The sequence below is a fragment of the Klebsiella sp. JN_Kp122 genome (assembly GCF_040062085.1).
Classification (GTDB): Bacteria; Pseudomonadota; Gammaproteobacteria; order Enterobacterales; family Enterobacteriaceae; genus Klebsiella; species Klebsiella aerogenes.
Map to the genome: position 1 here is coordinate 1 of NZ_JBEAHW010000043.1, position 16,917 is coordinate 16,917.

General features: G+C 47.7%; 15 protein-coding genes, 1 tRNA gene and 1 pseudogene. 3 read left to right on the forward strand and 14 right to left on the reverse strand.

Annotation, left to right across the window (positions count from 1 at the left end):
* Nucleotides 1–56 precede the first annotated feature (56 nt).
* The 10 genes and pseudogenes from ABLU78_RS17920 to ABLU78_RS17965 all read right to left on the reverse strand — a co-directional run.
* Nucleotides 57–485: pseudogene (locus ABLU78_RS17920) on the reverse strand (relaxase/mobilization nuclease domain-containing protein); the annotation flags it as partial.
* The gene (locus ABLU78_RS17925; protein ID WP_072060201.1) at nt 454–894 is read right to left on the reverse strand and encodes a hypothetical protein; all 441 of its coding nucleotides are present in this window, start codon (nt 892–894) and stop codon (nt 454–456) included. The gene ABLU78_RS17925 and the pseudogene ABLU78_RS17920, both read right to left, overlap by 32 nt.
* Before the next feature lie 86 nt (nt 895–980).
* Nucleotides 981–1,658, reverse strand: a complete 678-nt coding sequence (locus ABLU78_RS17930; RefSeq protein ID WP_048229108.1) for a hypothetical protein — start codon at nt 1,656–1,658, stop codon at nt 981–983.
* Nucleotides 1,659–1,864: 206 nt separating this feature from the next.
* The gene (locus tag ABLU78_RS17935; protein ID WP_048229106.1) at nt 1,865–3,550 is read right to left on the reverse strand and encodes a hypothetical protein; all 1,686 of its coding nucleotides are present in this window, start codon (nt 3,548–3,550) and stop codon (nt 1,865–1,867) included.
* Between the two features lie 544 nt (nt 3,551–4,094).
* The gene (locus ABLU78_RS17940; RefSeq protein ID WP_048229101.1) at nt 4,095–4,739 is read right to left on the reverse strand and encodes a hypothetical protein; all 645 of its coding nucleotides are present in this window, start codon (nt 4,737–4,739) and stop codon (nt 4,095–4,097) included.
* A 705-nt stretch (nt 4,740–5,444) separates the two neighbouring features.
* Nucleotides 5,445–6,047: a hypothetical protein gene (locus ABLU78_RS17945; RefSeq protein ID WP_048229100.1), complete on the reverse strand. Its 603-nt coding sequence runs from the start codon at nt 6,045–6,047 to the stop codon at nt 5,445–5,447.
* A gap of 53 nt (nt 6,048–6,100) precedes the next feature.
* On the reverse strand, nt 6,101–7,330 hold the full coding sequence (locus ABLU78_RS17950; protein WP_048229097.1) for an integrase domain-containing protein: 1,230 nt from the start codon (nt 7,328–7,330) through the stop codon (nt 6,101–6,103).
* A 206-nt stretch (nt 7,331–7,536) separates the two neighbouring features.
* Nucleotides 7,537–7,613: transfer RNA gene (locus ABLU78_RS17955), tRNA-Pro, on the reverse strand.
* Between the two features lie 76 nt (nt 7,614–7,689).
* Entirely contained in the window at nt 7,690–9,450 is a 1,761-nt protein-coding gene (gene yejM / locus ABLU78_RS17960) for an LPS biosynthesis-modulating metalloenzyme YejM (RefSeq protein ID WP_048229096.1), read from the reverse strand.
* Between the two features lie 19 nt (nt 9,451–9,469).
* Nucleotides 9,470–9,697 carry a YejL family protein gene (locus tag ABLU78_RS17965; RefSeq protein WP_015365667.1) on the reverse strand — a complete coding sequence of 76 codons (228 nt, stop codon included), beginning with the start codon at nt 9,695–9,697 and terminating at the stop codon, nt 9,470–9,472.
* 188 nt (nt 9,698–9,885) lie between these two features.
* Here ABLU78_RS17965 and yejK point away from each other — a divergent pair, with 188 nt between their 5' ends.
* A complete protein-coding gene (gene yejK / locus ABLU78_RS17970; protein ID WP_015365669.1) occupies nt 9,886–10,893 on the forward strand; it encodes a nucleoid-associated protein YejK in 1,008 nt (335 codons plus the stop codon).
* 39 nt (nt 10,894–10,932) lie between these two features.
* Here yejK and ABLU78_RS17975 read toward each other — a convergent pair whose 3' ends face one another.
* The gene (locus tag ABLU78_RS17975; RefSeq protein ID WP_048229095.1) at nt 10,933–11,694 is read right to left on the reverse strand and encodes a DeoR/GlpR family DNA-binding transcription regulator; all 762 of its coding nucleotides are present in this window, start codon (nt 11,692–11,694) and stop codon (nt 10,933–10,935) included.
* Between the two features lie 82 nt (nt 11,695–11,776).
* Between ABLU78_RS17975 and ABLU78_RS17980 the strand changes: the two genes are divergently transcribed.
* Nucleotides 11,777–12,373: an NUDIX domain-containing protein gene (locus ABLU78_RS17980; RefSeq protein ID WP_015365671.1), complete on the forward strand. Its 597-nt coding sequence runs from the start codon at nt 11,777–11,779 to the stop codon at nt 12,371–12,373.
* Between the two features lie 20 nt (nt 12,374–12,393).
* Here ABLU78_RS17980 and ABLU78_RS17985 read toward each other — a convergent pair whose 3' ends face one another.
* On the reverse strand, nt 12,394–13,680 hold the full coding sequence (locus ABLU78_RS17985) for a serine hydrolase (RefSeq protein WP_020078269.1): 1,287 nt from the start codon (nt 13,678–13,680) through the stop codon (nt 12,394–12,396).
* Nucleotides 13,681–13,783: 103 nt separating this feature from the next.
* On the opposite strand from ABLU78_RS17985, the gene ABLU78_RS17990 reads away from it, so the two are divergent.
* A complete protein-coding gene (locus ABLU78_RS17990) occupies nt 13,784–14,671 on the forward strand; it encodes a LysR family transcriptional regulator (RefSeq protein ID WP_032712060.1) in 888 nt (295 codons plus the stop codon).
* A 58-nt stretch (nt 14,672–14,729) separates the two neighbouring features.
* Here ABLU78_RS17990 and rplY read toward each other — a convergent pair whose 3' ends face one another.
* Together rplY and ABLU78_RS18000 are read right to left on the reverse strand one after the other, a co-directional pair.
* Nucleotides 14,730–15,014, reverse strand: a complete 285-nt coding sequence (gene rplY / locus ABLU78_RS17995) for a 50S ribosomal protein L25 (RefSeq protein WP_015365674.1) — start codon at nt 15,012–15,014, stop codon at nt 14,730–14,732.
* A gap of 136 nt (nt 15,015–15,150) precedes the next feature.
* Entirely contained in the window at nt 15,151–16,908 is a 1,758-nt protein-coding gene (locus ABLU78_RS18000; protein ID WP_032712059.1) for a DEAD/DEAH box helicase, read from the reverse strand.
* Nucleotides 16,909–16,917: the final 9 nt, after the last annotated feature.

A 16,917-nucleotide genomic window follows, 5' to 3' on the forward strand; every position in this document is an offset into this window, starting at 1 on the left:
TCCGATTGAGAGTTTACTCACTTAGTCCCGTGTCCACTATTCATGGGTAGGATCAGTTGGATGATACGGGTGCTGATGAGGTTTTCATTTTTGCCCAAGTAAAGGCTTCTATTGGATAGATCTATACGACTGGCAATAATGTGGATGTGCTGGCCGGCCGCATCATCATGAAGGACATAGCATCTGAGGTGCGTTTCAGAGAAGCCCATTCGGGACATGTAATCATCAGCAATCCCTGACCACTGAGCATCTGTCAGCGCTTCGTTTTTCGGCAAGCGAAGCGAATTGTGCCAGACGGGTTTAGCAACATCCGGGCGAAGCGTTTTTGTTGCATCAAATTCAGCTATCAGATCTCCACCATCACTTCCATCCATATTCCCACCAATGACATAAGGTGTGCATTTATGGTGAGAGCCTGGCTTTAATGCGTAGAGAACGACACCAGAGAAGTTTTTACCCCTGCTGATTTTTTGCATTCCCTTCATCAGAAGGTGATCTCCATAGGTCGGCTGTGATCAGGTTCAAACGAAGCTCTGAGATCTGACGCTTCACTGCAAAGAGTTCAGTTTGTGAGAGAGAACTATCATTGCTCTTGCTATCCAGATGAGTGACAAGCCTGTTTAACTTATGTGAAATCTCACCAAGGGTTTTCCATGTTTCGAGATTGATCGATGGAATAACTGAGGGGAGGTTATGCAGAAACGCCATACGAAGCCATTCGCCTTTACGATGACGACCACGTTTCGCATTCAGAAGAGTAAGCTCTTCATTATTAAGTCTGACACTGACGCAATGTGAACGAAGCTGATCGTGCGAGAGCTTCGTTTCGCTAACGCTTCCATTACGGTAATGCCTGCTTTCATTGATTTTATTAAAAGTATTATTTGTGCTCATATGAACTCCTTTTCATATTATACTTACTCATATTAGGTAAATCATTTTGAGTAAAAGTCAACTATGAACCTTTTAAAAAGCCTATGTTATTGCTTTTTCTCTCCCTGAAGTAACAATATTTCGTTATGTATAAATTGTCTTCTTTGTTCTTGGGACTTAATTTGTTCAACTAATGAGTCAAGCTTCGCTTTTGAACTTGATGAGTGTTCACATATATTACTGTGAAAACTTTCCCCACGTTTCTCACATTCTTTAAGCGAATAGCCATACTCTGAACTTAATTGTGAGTGAACCAAGTAAAGATTATTTATATTCTTTTGCACAGAGATCAACTCTTGCTTGAGTTGTATGACGCTTTCTTTATTGATCTTATATAATTCTAATTCCTCACTACTATTACACTTGGCTAACTGGAGTGCTAATTCATCGCGCTTATTATTTAACTCTCTGAATTTAATGTTATTTTCAGCGATGACTCCATCATATAACGCTTTGATAGCAGTGGATCGCTTCTCAAGTCTTGACTCCTCATTATTAACTTGTTTTTCTAATCGTGCTTGGAGTGTTGCCAATTGATTAGTAAGATAATTTTTGTCGTAGGTCAATTCGTTTATCCGAGAGACTTTTTCTTTAATTATAATATTATCTATGATTACATAAGTACATAAAGCAGTTAAGGGTAGTATTGTTAATAAGCTAATTATTATCGGCTTTATATTTTTGCTATCTTTAATATAACTAATGAAAGATTCGAACATATTCATTTTTACATCCATTTTAAGAGGAGCTTCGTATAAGATTACTATATATTTTATAATGTTATTTGGGTATCAGTAAAGGCTTTTATCTTTTTCAACTGAAAGGAAGAAAAAGCAAGGCAACTTGAGAAGCTACGCTTCGCAGAGTTAGCCCTTGCTTACTTTTTTACAGTGAATTATTTAAATATTATTTGCCATGAATGCTTTGTATATTACTTTTCATTTGGATTGTTCAGGTTGTGGCGAATCTTTAGGTTTGGGCAACCTGACCACTCTTTTGTATGTATCCCTATTAAATGTGAACCGAAATATAAGTCGAAAAAGGAATAGTGACACTGTTTTTTAATGGCATCCATACAAGATCTAACTATTATTTGTCTTTCTATGGCTGATATATAAGTGCCATACAAGTCGAGCATGGGTAACCAATCATATAATGCTCTACATTTATCAAAAACAAACATATCTAAATACATTTCATGCTCTTTTGCCTTATACTTTGCACGCCAATGTTGTTTTGTGTTTATATGATATGTACCGCCTAAGTGGTTTAAAGCTAATTCCATCCACAAGTGAGGCATTGGTACATCACAAAAAATGCCGCCATGTCTGTCAGGGATTTTTTCCATGATTTCTTCTATTGAATTAGACAGCGTATCTGAAAGAATACTCTTGTATGAATAGTGTGCTGTCTTTAGTAAATCATATAGTTGGATGCTTTCTAAAGATAGGCAGCCATCATTTTTTTTATTAAACTGTTGATTCCAGTAACTACTTAATGAATTTTTAGAACGAGAAAGTCTAGAAATAAAACTCCATATAGGGAATTCCTGATGTTGTTCATATAACTCAGAACCAGTTAAATCAACTTTTTTAGCATACTCATCATCGGATAGTAATTTATCATAGTCAATATTTTTGAATAATTTATCAGATGGAGTGGCTATTCTTTCAAGACAGTTTTTTATGGTTTTTATATCCGTTTTGAAAAACATTCTTTTTAAAGAGGGTATAGTTGATACGTTATGTATTGGTTGTGCGTAGCTTGCTACCATTGCAGGGTAATGTGTGCAAAATGCACTATATGTTGACGCAAAGTTTTCCTTTATTTTTTTATTGAATGAGTCATTTTCATCAATCCAATCGCATTCTCCCGACTTAGTTATCTCTGCAATCTCTTCATCCGTAAACAACCCTTGAGCATCGCTACCTTCGGTATAATATACATCAGTATCATCGCCGGTAATAATTGGAGACTCAAGAAATGTTTGGCTGCGGAAGTAAGATGCTAAAAAATCAACATTATCAGAATTATTTTCAGGAAGAGCACCATTTATAATTAAAATCCCTAGGTCTTCTAAAGCATGATGCTCAAATATTGAGTTTATTTTTAATAATGGCTTGGATTTACTACTAATAAGTGGAGCTGTAAAATCAAGATATATTATGTCAAATTTGAAAGATATTGCCTTAACTAAGTCTGATATATCACCATTGAAAATTTTTAAGGTTGGATATTTTATCCTTACGCTTTCAATTGCTTTTTGGTAAGTTTTTTTATCAGCTTCAATGGCCCAAACATTCTCAACTTTTACACCTAACTTGATCAGTATATCTAAGTCATTTTCTGGTTCAGGGCCGCAAAAATAAGCAATTTTTAATTGGTTTGGGTTCTTTTTGATATTTAGCGTATCTGAAAAATCAACCCAAGAGGTTATGGTTTTTTTGTCGTAGATAGTGTTTTTGAGAATTTCATTAAAAGAGTAATTCCAAAGGTTTTTGATATATTCTTTTTTTATTATATATTGGTTCTTCCTTTCTTTTGTCAGTTTTTTTATGGCTCTTGACCATATTTTATTTCGACTTTCTTCCTTTACTTGTTGCTTATATGATAACACTTATAATACCCTCTTTTATTTCGGTAAGTTAGGATTAACCTGCTATAGGTGTTTTTTTCCCAAAAGAAGCACCTTAGATACTCTATTCACCAGTTTATTATACCCCTTAATTTTCTATGATACTGTGATCTGTTATAGATTTTTCTGTCCCTTATATACGGAATCTTGACAGAAAAATAAAATAGAAGTATTTACATGTAATAGCTAATTTTTATTTTTGTGGGGAAATCATGATATATATACTTGTCTTTATTAAGAAAGAGTTTTTTAGACTATTAATAACTATCGCATATATAGGGGGGATCATATTGGGGGTAGTTAACTATGATGAAAATATACGCTATATGAATGTGATTATCCCATTTGTTGTCTCTGCTCTGATAGCATTGTTTCCTTTTTTTCTAATGTATTTTTTCATTCCTCTTTATCAGAAATTTGAGGATATTGTATTTCTCAAAATAATTTGATTTTAGTATTAATGAAATTACATAGTTTTTTCGTTAATAAAAAATTGAGTGCTCGAATTACTCTTGGTCTGTTTTTTCTATCTTGATGGTTTGATGCTTGAGATAAATATACCTTTCTTGCCTTTAACATTTGGTTCATGGAAATAAAAAATTTTATGCTTGCAAAAAAAAGCAAAGACGATCAGGAAAACTAATATGGGAATATTTAAAAAATTACTTTTTAATGAAAATAACTGATTATCTTCCGATAATGAAAATTTTATTATTGCGATGCAAGCAGTAATTGTGCCGCTAAAAAAAGATACAGTGTCAGCCATTTTATCTAAATAGTTATTTAATTCAGTGTAGCACATTGAATAAATAATGAATCCGAAAGCTACAGGTAATAAGAGCATAATGGCAATGCCCGTAATTGGGTAAGAGAAAGAGACACAATATAATATACAGAGTAATAGATATGGGATAAAAAACACACGCCATAGCATCGCATTGAGTAATTTTTTCTTAAAAATGGATTTTTGCCCAAGAATAATATTGGTTTCTTTATTTAATACTAACTTGTAAGATCGCTCTTTGTTTTTTAGTGGTAAATCTAAAATCTTGAATGATCTCCCATATATAGTTTCATCTTTGATCCTGATTTTATCAATGTCTATATTAACCGAATACTTTCCGAAAAATGAAATCCCCCTTTTCTTTAGTTCTTCAGTTAAAATATTCATTTCTAATCGAATCCTCATGATTTCCCAAAAAATTTATTTTACTCTAAATTTTTGATTTTGGGAATAAATGAATAATCTTTATAAATCAGAGTATTATACACGGAAAAGGAAAGTTTAGGAATGTTGATTTTCATCTTTGCTTTAGCCTCCTAAGTTTCATGCTTTCAAGAGAAAATAGTAATAAAGTTGTGCTGTATATAAAATTAGGGATTGTTAATAATTTTAAACTTAATTTTTCAGGATTATCACTAAGAAAATGGAAAGCATAAACTAAATATATAGCTAATGCAGCCGTTCCGATTGTTGGTCCAATGTCGGCTTGATCATGAGGTTCAAGATTTACATTAAACTTGAAGATTAGCCATTCAAACCCCCAGGTTATGAAAACTACTACCATCATAGCAGCAAGCAGTATTGCAATATTATCTGCTGACGGATTAACTAATGCGGGTTTTTCTTGGAAAAACTCGCATAGTGATAATCCAAAAAAGATTAAAATAATGGTCTGGAGTTAAACCTTTCAACGATTTTTAATAAAGCATCCATATTTTCCTCCAAAATCATTTCAACTTTAAATATTCTTGCGATTAGGTAGCAAGATACTTGCATTTTTGAGTCTGGACATAATTACTTTACCACTGTATTAGTTTTTTCCTCTCTGCAAGATATTCGGTGCGATTGCATTTTAATTTAATGGGATGGTTTTTAACGATAGTCTTTTTGATTTAACCATTCAATAGAGTTATTGTCAGAATTGTAATGCACGAAGATTAATCCAGAGGTAAGTCTGCATCCTTCAGATATATAGCCTATGGATTCCAGGGTCGCAATCCCTAAATGATAGTCAGAAAGAAACTCCATAAATTTCTTAGCGATTAAACCATAATCAGCTTCATTTGTTGCTTTAGGTATTAGTAGTTTGAATGTATAACCATCTTCTGCTTCTGCCAGAATTGAGAATGCAAGAGAAAATGGATTGCGGCTACTAATTTTCCCCTTGGTGCTAAATAGTGTTGGCTCAATTCTGGGGGTCTTCATTACTTTTGTTGTTAAGTTTGATAGACTTTCCTTCATGGATTGGTAGTGATCTTTCCCCATTTCTTTCAGGAAGCCATCAAAGTAGCTTTTACCGATGAATGCAAAAACAACTGGAAGGATGAACCATTCAGCACAGGCCATTGGACCTGTTGGTTCTCTGGACTCAATAACAAGATTTAAACCTTGTACTTCTACATCGTTTTCAAAATCTTTGAAAAATTCATCGGGAATATTTTTATCGAAAATTATACTAATATCTGATTTCTTCACATTATCTCCAAAGATACGTATTGCTATAATTCAGCACAGTATTTTCCATTAATTTATCCAGCCACAGAAGTAATACTCGTTGCCCCAAAAGAAGCCGCTTCCACATGTTCTCCCCACCAGTTCATCATCTCTCTACGTTGTTCAAGGTATTGAGCGCGATTGTAAGCTCTCCTGACTTCGTTAGTATCGATATGTGCTAACGCAGCTTCGATCACATCAGGAGGAAAACCTTTCTCGTTAAGCACTGTTGAGGCAATCGCTCTCATCCCATGAGCGACAAGAAGATCTTTGAAGCCCATTCGTTTAAGCGCCATGTTCGCTGTCTGACTATTCATCGGTTCAAGTGGATTACGGTAGCCAGGGAAAACATAATCTCTGTGCTTACTGATGGGCTTCATCACTTCCAGAATTGCCAGAGCCTGTTCAGAAAGCGGAACGATGTGTTCACGCTTCATCTTCATACGGCCAGCAGGGATACGCCATTCTTTTGCATCAAAGTCGATCTCATCCCAGCGAGTCGTTGATGCTTCTGCTGGACGAATCATCGTAAGCAATTGCCATTCGATAAGACATCGGGTTTGACGTCCAATACTGGCAAATGCCAGAGTTTTCATTAAAAGAGGGAGTTGCTTTGGAGGTAAGGCAGGGCGGTGCTTTACTTTTGGTTTATGGAATGTTCGTCCGATTCGTGCGGCGGGGTTTACAGATACCAGACCGGAATTGAGCGCATAATCCATAACTTCATTGATACGCTGGCTCAGACGTTTAACCGTTTCGAGTCTTCCGGCAGCGTGTGTTGGCTCTAATGCTCCGATGAACTGCTGAGCCGTGATGTTAGCAATGGGCATAGAGCCAATATGTGGGAAAACATATTTACTCATTGAACGCCAGATATCGTTTAATGTATGAGTTGCCAGCCCCGCTGATTCTTTGGTTTTAAACCAGTCTCCTGCAACTTTTTCAAAGGTGCTCTCAGTGGCACTTTTTTGCCGCAACTGTTCGGTTTTTTTATGCTCCTGCGGATCAATATCTTTGCTCAATAGAAGACGGGCATCTTCACGAAGTTGACGAGCCTCAGAGAGAGATACAGCAGGGTAAGCACCAAAGCTAATCATGGCGCGTTTGCGAGTGAAAGGTTTGTAATAGCGGAATCGCCAGAGTTTTGAGCCTCCGGGCTTAACCAGTAGCTCTAAGCCATCCCCGTCGTACAGGATAGTGGCACGTTCAGTCGCTTTGGCATTTTTGACTTCGGTGTTGTTAAGGGGCTTTGTCTGACGCGCCATATTATTCTCCAATCACTGGTTAGGCATATGGCTCAGACGACACGATGGATTGTATGCCTAAAGATATGCCTAAAAATGTTGGATTTCACTGTATCAGCGTGGACTTTACTAGACAACAGAAAAACAGCAGGTCTACGCAACCCACTGTTAATTCTGTTTTTTATAGTCTTGTCTGGACTTCAGTAGACAAAACGTTGGGGATAATTTGGTCGGCACGAGAGGATTTGAACCTCCGACCCCCGACACCCCATGACGGTGCGCTACCAGGCTGCGCTACGTGCCGACGCGTGGAGGATAATATTACCCGTTCCCCCATCGAATGCAAGCGACCGACAACTGATTGATTTAAAATTAATCAATCAGTTAGCGATAAAGCGTTTTTCATCAGTCAGCACCTGCAGCAGCAGGCTGAGCTGCGGTTTTTGGTCTTTAATCTTCTCACCATCGCTGTTCCACGTGTGGTAGGTGCCGTTGTGGTCGAGCACCACGGTCATCGTTGGCGTGGTTATCGCCAGAGTATCGCTATTGGCCGCAGTGACCCAGCTGCGGCGGCGTGCCGGGCTAAACAGGTCTTCGCCCTGCGAATATTCATTCGCTGGCGTCGACACGTGCAGCAGGCGCTGCATCAGCGTCGTCATCACGTCTTTGTTATCCGTGAGCGTTGAGATCTCCTGCGCTGGGGTTCCCGGCCAGTGGATAACCAACGGTACCTGCAGATTGCCACGCGACCAGTCGAATTTACCCTGCTTGTTATCCAGCGGCATACCGTGCCCGGCGGTAATTATCACCACCGTATTATCCAGTTTGCCCGCTTTACGCAGCGCGTCCAGCACGCGGCCAATTTGTGTATCGACGTTGCCTGCGGCGCGGCCATAGGTGCGCGCAAAATTCTGCTGCTGGCTGTTATCAATATTAGTGCCGTTCAGCGATACCCACGAGAACCAGCGGTTCTCGTCCAGGGCGTAGCGATCCAGCCAGCCGATCCATTGGTCGGCCGTTTGTTCATCGCTCTGCGTTTTAGCCGCCGGCAGCGAGAAGTCTGACAGCAGCGCCTGGCGATAAAGCGGGCTGCTGAAACCGTCTGATGAGAACAGGCCCAACTGGTAACCCTGTTGGTTGAGGGCGGTAATCAGCGCCGCCGGAATACGCGCCGAGAGCACGCCATCCATATAACCCGGCGATATGCCGTAGAACAGGCCGAACATCCCGCTGTCGGTGCTATTACCGGAGCTCATATGCTGGCTAAAGTTGACGCTCTCTTTCGCAAAAGCAGCCAGCTGCGGCATGTTCTTCTCGAAACGTGAATAGTTAAGGTTATCCACGGTAATGAGCAGTACGTTGTAACCCGTACCGAGGTCGCGATAGCGCAGATCGCTCAGCGGATATTGCACCGAAACCGCTTCCGGCGCGCCTTGCTCAACCAGACGGCGCTGATAGTCTTGCGCATCGAGCAGGCCATGCTTCTCAAGGAAGCGGCGGGCGGTCATCGGATAAGAGAGCGGCAAGTTGGCCCGCTGCATGGTGATCGGGCGATAAAAATTGGCATCCGCCCAGATATAAATCAGGTGGCTGCTGATAAACGAAATAAAGAAAAACCAGGCGACGGGGCGCGCGTAGTGGCGGCGGCGCGTCAGGCTGCGCAGCTTTTGCCAGCTCCAGGTGGCGAAGAGCATCTCAATCAGGAAGATGATCGGTACGCTGATAAACATCAGCTGCCAGTCGCGAGCCATCTCGTTCTGATCGGGGTTAATCACCAGTTCCCAGACGACGGGATTTAAGTGCAGGTGGAAGCGAGTGAAAACTTCGCTATCGATTAGCAGCAGCGTCATCCCCGCGGTGGCGAAGATAACCGACAGGAAGCGCATAAGCCGCTGCGAGCCGACAATAAAGGTCAGCGGAAAGAGAATCAGTACATAGCTGGTGAAAACCAGAAAACTGAAATGACCAACGAGGCTGACATACGAGAATACTCGTCCGGCAAGCGTCGTTGGCCAGTCGGCGACAAAAAGATAGCGGCTGCCGAGCGCCATTGCCAACAACATGTTGAACAGGGCGAACCAGTGTCCCCAGCTGACCATCTGGGAGACTTTTTCTCGGTAGGGCTGACGAAGAGTCACCATATACTGTTGTTCGTTATCCTTAGTGCGCGGGATCGTCGTTAATGGACGATTGCAGCGCCTGGGCGAAAGAACGGGCGATTGCCTGACGCTGCGCCGGCGCGACGCTACTGTTGAGCAGATTGGTCACCATATTGCCCAGCACCATCAGTGACAGGTCAACCGGCGCTTTGTGTGTTTCCAGGACGTTCGTTAGCTCGCTGAGCAGCTGCTCGACCTGTTCATCGCTATAGCGGGATATTTGTGGCATAAACTCAAAATCTGTTTGTTCGTGAAAGGGCAACATATTACCGTAGCAGCAGCTTTTTTTCCGCATTTTTTCGCCACGGCGCAAAAGCGCCCGGCCACGCGAGTCTCAAGCATAAAAGAGGCGTCTGCCGGTTGCGTCGTCGTCCCGGTGGTGGTTGAATACCGCCCGGTCTAAAAGGAGAGTTTAACATGAGTCTGGATATCGACCAGATTGCCCTGCATCAGTTGATCAAACGTGATGAACAGAATCTGGAACTGGTGCTACGCGAGTCGCTGCTGGAACCAAATGCCACTGTCGTGGAGATGATGGCCGAACTGCATCGTGTCTACAGCGCAAAAAGCAAAGCCTACGGCCTCTTTAATGAAGAGAGCGAGCTGGCGCAAGCGTTGCGTTTACAGCGTCAGGGTGAAGAAGAATTTCTTCCTTTCAGCCGTGCGGCCACCGGCCGCCTGCGCGATGAGCTGGCGAAGTATCCGTTTGCCGAAGGCGGCATTGTGCTGTTCTGTCAGTATCGTTACCTGGCGGTCGAGTATCTGCTGGTGGCGGTGCTCAATAATCTGAGCAGCATGCGCGTTAACGAAGAGCTGGATATCAGTTCCACCCATTACCTGGACATCAACCATGCCGACATCGTGGCGCGCATCGATCTGACCGAGTGGGAAACCAATCCCGAATCGACCCGTTATCTGACCTTCCTGAAAGGGCGGGTGGGGCGTAAAGTCGCCGATTTCTTCATGGACTTCCTCGGCGCCAGCGAAGGGCTCAATGCCAAAGCGCAGAACCGCGGTCTGTTGCAGGCGGTGGATGATTTCGCCGCTGACGCGCAGCTGGATAAATCCGAGCGCCAGAACGTGCGCCAGCAGGTGTACGCCTACTGTAACGAACAGCTGCAGGCGGGCGAAGAGATCGAGCTGGAGTCGTTGTCGAAAGAGCTCTCCGGCGTCAGCGAAAAGAGTTTCCAGGAGTTTACCGCCGAGCAGGGTTATGAGCTCGAAGAGAGCTTCCCGGCGGATCGCAGTACGCTGCGCCAGCTGACCAAATTTGCCGGTAGCGGCGGCGGCTTGACCATTAACTTTGATGCGATGCTGCTCGGCGAGCGCGTATTCTGGGATCCGGCAACGGATACGTTGACCATTAAAGGTACGCCGCCGAACCTGCGCGATCAGCTGCAGCGCCGTACCTCAGGCGGTAATTAATCCCTGCTGATTATCCCGGCGGAACATGATGCCGCCGGGTTAACCTGTTACCTGAATAATCCCGACGCCGCTTTGCTTAAGCTTCTGACGTAACCTGTCATCCAGTTCGCTATCGATAACCACTGTGCTGGCAAGATTAAGCTCGCCGATGGCAAACGCGGAGGCGGAATTAATTTTTTCGGCAGAGGCCATCACCACGGTTTCTGCGGCTCTGGCCGCCAGCGCGCGCTTAATGCCCGCCTCTTCATAATCACCGGTGGTAAAGCCCGCCTGCGGGTGCACGCCGGTAACCCCCATAAAGAACAGATCGGCATGAATCCGCGCCATCGCCGCCAGCGTCCCGGTGCCGACCGTAACTACGGAATGTTTAAACAATGTACCGCCGAGCAGGATCACTTCGATCCGCGGATGCTCGACCAGCGCCACGGCGATCCCCGGACTGTGCGTCACCACGGTACAAGCAAGGTCGGCAGGTAGCGCGGCGATCATCGCCGTGGTGGTGGTACCGCCGTCGACGATGACCACCTGCCCTGGCTGGATAAGCGCCGCTGCCCGGCAAGCTATCGCCTGTTTGGAAGCCATCTGCACGTTTTTTCTGCTTTCGATTGGCGCGATAGCGGCGGATACCGGCAGCGCGCCGCCGTGGACCCGTTGCAGTTTACCTTCCGCCGCCAGTTCGCGCAGATCGCGACGAATGGAGTCTTCTGAGACCTGAAAGCGCTGACTCAACTCCCCCGACATCACCTGTTTTTCTGCGGCAAGGATCTGCAGGATGTGCTGTTTTCTCTGGCTGGCGAGCATTTTGTTTACTTCACGATTGATCTTGTTTGCGCACGATTATGCATGATATGTTGCCCGCTGTCACCTTGGAAGGGGAAAAATCATGCATGAAGACGCACCGCGCGTTCGCCACGTTCGCGAAACGCTCTTGTCCGATAACTGGTACACGCTGAAAAAATATACCTTTGAGCTGTTGCGCCGGGATGGGCGCTGGCAGGAGCAGAGCCGGGAAGCCTACGACCGCGGCAACGGCGCGGTTATTCTGCTCTATAACCGCCACAAGCAGAGCGTGGTGCTCATCCGGCAGTTTCGTTTTCCGGTGTGGATCAACGGTCACGACGGCTTTCTGATCGAAGCCGCCGCGGGATTACTGGATAACGCCTCGCCGGAAGAGCGCATTATCGCCGAAGCGGAAGAGGAGACCGGATTTCGCGTTACCCGCATTGAGCCGGTATTCACCGCGTTTATGAGCCCGGGGTCGGTTACCGAGAAGCTGTACTTCTTTATTGCCGAATACTCCGCGGACGATCGCCGTGGCGATGGCGGCGGGCTGGCGGCGGAAGGAGAGGATATTGAAGTGCTGGAGTGGCCGCTGGCGCGGGCGTTACAGGCCATTCGCGAGGGTGAAATCGTGGATGCGAAAACCATTATGCTTCTGCAGCACCTGGCGTTAAATGCCGATACGCTCCTTGCCGGTTAAGCGGCAAGGAGCAGGGGAGATTAGCGCAATTCGCGGGCAATGGCGCTGTACATCAGCGCCGCTTCCAGCGGCTGTGCGTTAAAGGACGGTTCCGCTTGTGGCCAGGTTGACCACTGCACGATCACCAGATGTTCCGCACGGTTGACCATAATCACCTGGCCGTAGATCCCCAGCGCCCACAGCGAGCCTTTCAGCCCTTCCTGCGGCGTCGGCTGTACGTTTTGCGCATTGGCCGGAATGGCGTTATTCCACCATTGATAGCCATAGATACCTTCCGGATGCGCGGCTGAAACCGAGTTCAGCGCTTTTGTCCAGCTTGCGGCTTGATCGAACCAGCCAGCGGGCACCAGCTGTTTACCGTTGCTCAGGCGGCCATCGCGGGCGACAAACTCGCCAAAGCGTCCCCAGTCTTCGAGGGTGGCGTTAAAGCCGTGAGCGCCGACATCATGTTGTCCTTTTTTGTAGGCGTGCCAGACGCCATCGTGGGCCATACCCGCAGGTTGCCACAGTGATTGCTCAAGCCAGGCGGCCAGCGACATACCGGTCGCGCGTTCCAGCACATCGCCCAGCAGCCAGGCGCCGCCGGAAGAGTAGGACCACTGCTCGCCTGCCGGATATTTGCGCGACAGCGTCGACACAATTTTACGCACGCAATCATAGGCGCCGGGCTGAGCTTCACACTGGGTCAGGCGGGCGAAGTGCGACTGTGGGTTGGTGTAATCTTCATTCCATTCTACGCCGCTGGTATGTTGAATGAGCTGTTTGAGCGTTACGCCGTCCCAGGCGGTGCCTTTCAGTTCGGGTTCATAAACGGTAATCAGGTCGTCGAGGGAGTGGATTTTACCCTGTTGAATAGCGATGCCGACCAGCGTCGAGACGACCGATTTGCCCACCGAGCGCGAGGTCCACAACGTGGTGTCGGTATTACCTTCGGCGAGATATTTCCAGGCGACTTTACCGTCTTTCAGCACCAGCATACCGCTGACGTTTTCGCGCTTCAGGTAATCCTGCAAATTCCAGGTGTGGCCGTTGAGCGTATAGCGGGCATCGGTCAGTTGCTTTTCAGCGCGCTCCAGCGGGACCGAGGCGCCGTGGCGGAATACATCGCCAGCATAGTTGCGATAGTCATTACGAAAGCCAATCACGCGTGAAGTCTGATCCCAGGTGAGCATGTCTTTGGCCGCGGGTAGCGTTTGATCGTAAGGCGTGGGGCAGACATCCAGCGTCAGGCCGCCGCAGTTTTGCGCCATTGCCGCCGCCGGCAGCGCCGCCAAAATTAACGCCAGGGCCAGTGGTTTTCTTATCATTTTCATTTCCTCGTTTGCCATAGATTCGCATCGCAGTATATAAATCGGCGCGCGGCGGCTAAAATCACTACATGGGGGATTTTCCCCCGAAAGGGAGGGAAGGATGAAAACCCTGCAGTATTCATTTGCACAGATTGAAGCCTTCGCGACGATTGCTGAGACCGGTAGTCTGTCGCGGGCGGCGATCCGTTTAGGGAAAGACCGTACGACGCTTCGCGATCTGCTGGATTACCTGGAAGATGCGTTGGGCTACCGGCTATTCAGCCGTGCAGGGCGTAGCCTGACCTTAACCGCCGAGGGCGAGCAGCTTTTTCGCCAGGCGCACCTGTTGTTGCGTCAGGCGCAGGCTTTCGAGTCTTTTGCGCAAACGCTGCCGCAAACGGCCTGGCAGGAATTACGCCTGGTGTACGATCCCTTCGTGCCGCGTGAATTTCTCTGTTTGCTGGCCGATACGCTTGCCCGGCGGCAGATCCGTTTAAGCTGCTGGAGCGCTTCGCGTCGCGAAGCCGAGCAGGCGTTGAGCGATGGCGTCGCGGATATGGCCATTTGCCAGGCGAACAATCGTACGCTGGGTAGCGAAATGGAGTGGCGGGCGCTGGGTACCGTTGATTTACGCTTTTACGCCGCGCAGCGGTTGTTCGCTGATACCGCAAGGCCGCTGACGTTGCTGAATTTATCGCTCACCCCGCAGTTAGTCATGCACCGGCGCAGCGACGATCAAATCGCCCGCCGGCTGCAGATATCCGGCCATACGCTGTATATGAATGAAATCACTATGTTGCGCCACGCAATGGAGCAGGGGCAGGGCTGGGGTTTTTTACCCGATCATTTACGGCCCGACGAGTGGCAGGGGGTTGCTGAAATTGCCACCGAGGTCGGTAATCAGGGGCTTAACGTTACCATGGTGATGCTGTGGTTGCCGGGAATGAATAAACACCGCGCGTTGGGAGAGATTGTTGACGACGCGCCAGGGTTATGGCGGCGCAGATAACAAAACGCCCCGGGTCAGAAGACACCAGGGCGTTTGCCATACAACTTGCTATCGGCGATTAAGCGCGAACGAAGTCGATGTGGGTCAGTTTCGGCTTGAACGCGTGACGCTGAACAGCCTGAACTTTAACTTTTTCTTCTTTGCCATCGACAACCAGGGTCAGAACTTCGCCGTAGAACTCAGCTTTGTCCTGCATGTTCCACAGTTTGTCGTGGTCCAGTTCGATAGCAACCGGAGCAGCTTCGCCACCGTAGATGATTGCCGGGAACTTGTTAGCTGCGCGCAGGCGGCGGCTCGCACCCTTACCCTGCTCTTTACGTACTTCTGCGTTGATAGTAAACATTGATGTCTCTCTATATATAAAGCCTGCAACAGGCGACCCAGCAGCAGGCAGATTATCTGCTTTGCGAATGCAAAAGCGGGCGGCATTATAGCCGCCTATCGGCACAGCGGCAATCAAAACCTCAGTTTTTGACGGATTAACGTAGCTCATTGGCGCGACGGAAACGGCCCTGATAATCGAACACTTTTTCCCGCACCTGCCAGTATTGCCCCTTCATACGGGCGACGACAAAGTCCGGATGGCGCAGTAGCGCCTGCTGGGCAATGATATCCGCCGGGGTTATCCAGCGCAGCGGCACGCCCGGCGTACGGGTATGCGGGCGGATAAACAACTGCTCAAAGGCGGTACGCTGCGCGGGCGTTTGCAAACGGAAGCGCTCACTCACATCGGCGCCGTCCTCATCGTAATAGGTGATTTTTAGCCACGGGCCTTTTTCGTCGCCGCCATGCTGCAGCGCCATGCCGCTGCAGCGCAATACCAGCGCGTCTTTAAGCTTCAGCGCCGCCTTCAGCATGTCGTCCGGGTCGACCAGCACCGTATCGCACTCGCGACAGCGGCGGGCGGCAATGTCATTCTCGGCGTTGCACTGCGGGCAGTTTTTAAAACGAAAGCGGAAGTCGCACTGTTCGCGGTGGCCGTCGTCGTCTTCGAACCAGCCCTGGCAGCGGCGGCCAAAATGCTCAATCAGCGTGCCGTCGGCGGTGGTTTTCCCCCAAAAAGTATTGGCGAAACCGCAGGCCGGGCAGAAGACCTGCACCGGGACATTATCGCTTTTGCCTTTTGGCGTGCCGACTTCCGGCGCATACAGGTCGTGAGGGTTGCCGGCATAGTCGAGGATCAGACAGTCGGTTTTGCCCGGCGCCAGACGCAGGCCGCGGCCTACAATTTGTTGGTAAAGGCTTACCGACTCGGTTGGCCGAAGAATCGCGATAAGATCGACGTGCGGCGCGTCAAAGCCGGTGGTCAGTACCGCGACGTTCACCAGATAGCGATACTGCTGCGCCTTAAAGGCTTCGATGATGCGATCGCGCTCCGGCCCCGGCGTTTCGCCGGTAATCAGCGCCGCCTGCGCGGGCGGCAGCAGGCCGGTAATTTCCCGCGCGTGTTCGACGGTCGCGGCGAAGATCATCACGCCTTTACGGTTTTCGGCAAACTCAACGATTTGGCTGACGATATGCGGCGTGATGCGCTGCTGTTTTTTCAGCTCGTGGTTAAGGTCAGCTTCGCTAAACAGGCCATTGCTCTGCGCCTGCAGGCGGCTGAAATCGTACTGTACCACCGGCATATCGAGGCGCTCAGGCGGCGTCAGGTAGCCGTGCTTAATCATATAACGCAGCGGCAGTTCATAGATGCAGTCGCGGAACAGCGCTTTCTCGTCGCCGCGTACCATACCGTGATAGTGGAACTGATAGATCCAACCCTTGCCCAGGCGGAAAGGGGTGGCGGTCAGGCCAAGCAGTCTGAGATGCGGATTCACCTGCCGCAGGTGGCTGATGATTTGCTGATACTGGCTGTCGTCATCGTCGCTGATACGGTGGCACTCATCGACGATCAGTAAGGAGAATTCGCTTTGAAACTGCTCAAGATTACGCGCCACCGACTGCACGCTGCCGAAGACCACCTTGCCCTGGCTCTCCTTACGCTGCAGACCGGCGGCGAAAATATCCGCTTCCAGCCCAAGCGCACAGTATTTACTGTGATTCTGCGCCACCAGTTCTTTAACGTGGGCCAGAACCAGTACGCGTCCGCGCGCCAGCCGCGCCAGTTCGGCGATCACCAGGCTTTTGCCGGCGCCGGTCGGCAGTACGATGGCGGCGGGCTCATGGTGACGGCGGAACCAGGCGAGCGTGGCGTCAACGGCCTCTTTTTGGTAGGGACGTAGTGTAAAAGTCATCAATTCTCG